The 3,670-nt window shown below is 71.5% G+C and carries 3 protein-coding genes; 1 reads left to right on the forward strand and 2 read right to left on the reverse strand.

All coding sequences use genetic code 11. From position 1 onward, the window contains the following. Positions 1 to 1,071 (forward strand): AAA family ATPase (locus G6031_RS16005; RefSeq protein WP_182653794.1); only part of this gene is annotated, 1,071 nt, incomplete at its 5' end. 24 nt (positions 1,072 to 1,095) lie between these two features. On the opposite strand, the gene G6031_RS16010 is transcribed toward G6031_RS16005, so the two are convergent. Together G6031_RS16010 and G6031_RS16015 are read right to left on the reverse strand one after the other, a co-directional pair. Continuing rightward, entirely contained in the window at positions 1,096 to 1,839 is a 744-nt protein-coding gene (locus G6031_RS16010) for a succinate dehydrogenase/fumarate reductase iron-sulfur subunit (protein ID WP_182653795.1), read from the reverse strand. Positions 1,840 to 1,873: 34 nt separating this feature from the next. Then, positions 1,874 to 3,670: fumarate reductase/succinate dehydrogenase flavoprotein subunit (locus G6031_RS16015; RefSeq protein ID WP_182653796.1), on the reverse strand; the 1,797-nt coding region annotated here is incomplete at its 5' end.

Consider the following 3,670-nt stretch of genomic DNA (forward strand, 5'->3'; position numbering starts at 1 on the left):
GCCGCCGCACGCCGCCGCGGGGCCGAGGTCGCCGGAGTGGTGGACGAGCTGAGCGTGCGGCTGCTGGCCCGGCTCGACGAGCTGATCGCCGCGGCCGGGGCCGAGCGTGACCGGCTGGCGGCCGCGCGCTCGGAGGCCTCCACACGGGTGGCCTCGCTCCGTACCGAGCTGGCGGGCGCGGAAGCCGAGGTCACCAGACTGGGGGACGCCGCCCACCGCGACGAGATCGTCCGGGCCCAACTCGAGGTCAAGGTCTCCGAACTCGAGTCCGCGGTGCTGGAACGGCACGGCATCGAACCGGAGGCCCTGGTGGCGGAGTACGGACCGGAGGTGCCGCTTCCGCCGTCCGCGCTGGAGATCGAGGAGTACGAGGCGGCCCGCGATCGCGGGGAGGACGTCACCCCACCCCCGCCGATGCCGTATCTGCGTGCCGAGCAGGAGCGTCGACTCAAGCTGGCCCAGAAGGATCTCGCGACCCTCGGCAAGGTCAATCCGCTGGCGTTGGAGGAGTTCGCCGCCCTCGAGGAGAGGTACGCGTTCCTGTCCACCCAGCTCGACGACGTCAAGAAGGCCCGAGCCGACCTCGAGGGAGTGATCGACGATGTGGACGAGAGGATCGAGCAGATTTTCACCGAGGCATGGGTGGACGTCGAACGCGAGTTCCGCGACGTGTTCGCCGTGCTGTTCCCCGGCGGCGAGGGCCGGCTGATCCTCACCGACCCCACGGACATGCTGGCCACGGGGATCGAGGTGGAGGCCCGGCCGCCGGGCAAGAAGGTCAAGCGACTCTCGCTGCTGTCCGGTGGCGAGAAGTCGTTGACGGCCGTGGCGATGCTGGTGGCGATCTTCAAGGCCCGCCCCAGCCCGTTCTACGTGATGGACGAGGTCGAGGCCGCACTCGACGACACCAACCTGCGCCGCCTCATCGGGTTGTTCGAACAGCTGCGGGAGACCAGCCAGCTCATCGTGATCACCCACCAGAAGCCCACGATGGACGTCGCCGACGTCCTCTACGGGGTGTCCATGCAGGGCGACGGCATCTCCAAGGTGATCTCCCAGCGCATGCGCTGACCTCCCCCGTGCGCGCGGGGCAGGTCACGAGCGCCTGAAGACCGCGCGGAGGCGCTCCCGGTTGACCATGCCGATCGCACGCAGCGGAATCCCCGCCGGGCACACCCTCGAGCACTCGCCGTAGAGGGAGCAGGAGCCGAACTCCTGATCCGCGGCGTCGACCATCTCGCGTGCCCGGGACCCGCGTTCGCGGCTCGCCACCGGCATCAGGGCCAGATGCCCCAGCTTCGCACCCAGGAAGAGATTGGCCGATCCGTTGGGGCAGGCCGCCACGCACGCACCGCAGCCGATGCAGGCCGCCAGATCCAGTGCGGTCTCCGCGTCGTCGTGCCCCTGTGCCGTGAGGTCGGCGTCGGGGGCCGTCCCCGCGGGAAGCGACACGTGGGCCCCGGCCTCGGCTATCCCGTCCAGCGCGGAGCGGTCCACCACCAGGTCCCGGATCACGGGGAACACCGCCGCGCGCATCGGTTCGATGCGCAGGGTGTCACCGTCGGAGTAGGCGTCCAGGCGCTGGTGGCACGAGGGGGTGTTCTCGGCCGGGCCGTGCGCGCGCCCGTCGACGGTCACCCCGCACGCTCCGCAGATCCCCTCCCGGCAGTCGGAATCGAAGGCCACCGGGTCCACCCCGTCGTCGACCAGTCGGTCGTTGAGCGAGTCGAGCAGCTCGAGCAGGGTCATCTCCGGTTCGGCGTCCGGAACGTGGTACTCCACGTAGGCGCCGGACTCCCCGGGACCGGCCTGCCTCCACACGCGCAGGGTGAGTCTCACGGGGTGGTGCTCGCAGTCGTTCGTCGGGTGGATCTCATCGGTAGTCCCTCGTGGTGAGCTCGACCGCGGAGAAGTCGAGCGGTTCGGCATGGCGGGTGAAGGTGCGCGGGCCGCCCCGGTCGTCGCCGGCCGATCCCCAGGCCGAGGCGAAGCGCCAGAGGTCGTCTCGGCGCAGCGCCTCGCCGCCCGGGGACCGGTGTTCGTCGCGGAAGTGGGCGCCACAGGATTCGTCGCGGTCCAGGGCGTCGACGCACATCAGTTCGGCCAGCTCCAGGTAGTCGGCCGTCCGGCCGGCCAGTTCGAGCACCTGGTTGAGGTGCTCACCGGTCCCGGTCACGCGGAGGTCGGACCAGAACCGGGCCCGGAGGTCGCGGATGCGCCCGATCGCGGCGGTCAGCCCCTCGGCGGTGCGGGTGACCCCGCAGCCGGCGTAGAGGATCTCGCCCAGCGCGCGGTGGAAATGGGCGGGCCCGGTGGATCCGCCCACCGCGAGGAGCGCCTCGACGCGCGCCCGGGCGCGGCCCACGGCGGTGGTGACCACCTCGTCGTCGTCGTCCGGTGGATCGTCCCCGAGGCGGGCGGCCAGGTGCGCCGGCACCGAGTACGGGAGGGTGAACCAGCCGTCCACACTGGCGCTGAGCAGCGAGTTGGCGCCGAGTCGGTTGGCGCCGTGATACGCCCAGCCGCATTCGCCGCCGACGAACAGTCCGGGGATCGAGGTCTGGAGGTCGTAGTCGCTCCAGAGCCCGCCCATGGTGAAGTGACAGGTGGGCGCGATGCGCATCGGGACGGAGTACGGGTCCTCGCCGGTGGCGTGGGAGTACATGTCGAACAGGTTGCCGTACCGCTCGGCGATCCGCTGCCGGCCGTCGCGGGCGAGGGAGTCCCGGAAGTCCAGGTACACCGAGTTGTGGCGGGGGCCCACCCCGCGGCCGTCGCGGATCTCCGCCGTGATCGCCCGTGACGCCACGTCGCGGGGGACCAGGTTTCCGTAGGCCGGGTAGCGGCGCTCGAGGAAGAAGTCGCGGTCGGAATCGGGGATGTCGCCCGGCGGTCGGTCGTCGCCCGCGTGCCTCGGCACCCAGATGCGGCCGTCGTTGCGGAGCGACTCGCTCATGAGGATGGTCTTGGCCTGCCAGGTCGTGTCCTTGGGCAGGGCGGTGGGGTGGAACTGGACGAACGACGGCGAGGCGAACAACGCCCCCCGCTGGTGAGCCCGCCACACGGCCGAGGCGTTGGAGTTCACCGCGAGCGTGGAGTCGTGGAAGACGTTCCCGTAGCCGCCCGTCGCCAGCACCACGGCGTGGGCGGTCTCGGCGCGGAGGTGTCCGGTGACGAGGTCGCGGACCACGACCCCGTGGCATCCGGCGTCGTCGACGATCAGATCGAGCATCTCGTGGCGGGTGTGCAACCGCACCGTGCCCGCCCGGATCTGCCGCTGGAGGGCCTGGGTGCCGGCGATCTGGAGTTGCTGACCGGTCTGCCCGCGTGAGTAGTAGGTGCGTGAGACCTGCACTCCGCCGAACGACCGCGTGGACAGCACGCCCCCGTACTCCCGGGCGAACGGCGTGCCGATCCCCGAGAAGTGGTCGATGACGCGAACCGACTCCTCGCCGAGCCTGAACGCCTCGGCCTCCCGGCCCCGGAAGTCGCCGCCCTTGACGGTGTCGGCGACGAAGCGGTGCAGGGAGTCGCCGTCGACCCGCCTCGCCCGGGCGGCGTTGATCCCGCCCTGGGCCGCCACGGAGTGCGCGCGCCGCGGCGCGTCATGGTAGGTCAGCGCGGTGACCCGGTATCCCAGCTCGCCGAGCGCGGCCGCGGCTCCGGCACC

The organism is Dietzia sp. CQ4, assembly GCF_014145125.1.
GTDB lineage: Bacteria > Actinomycetota > Actinomycetes > Mycobacteriales > Mycobacteriaceae > Dietzia > Dietzia natronolimnaea.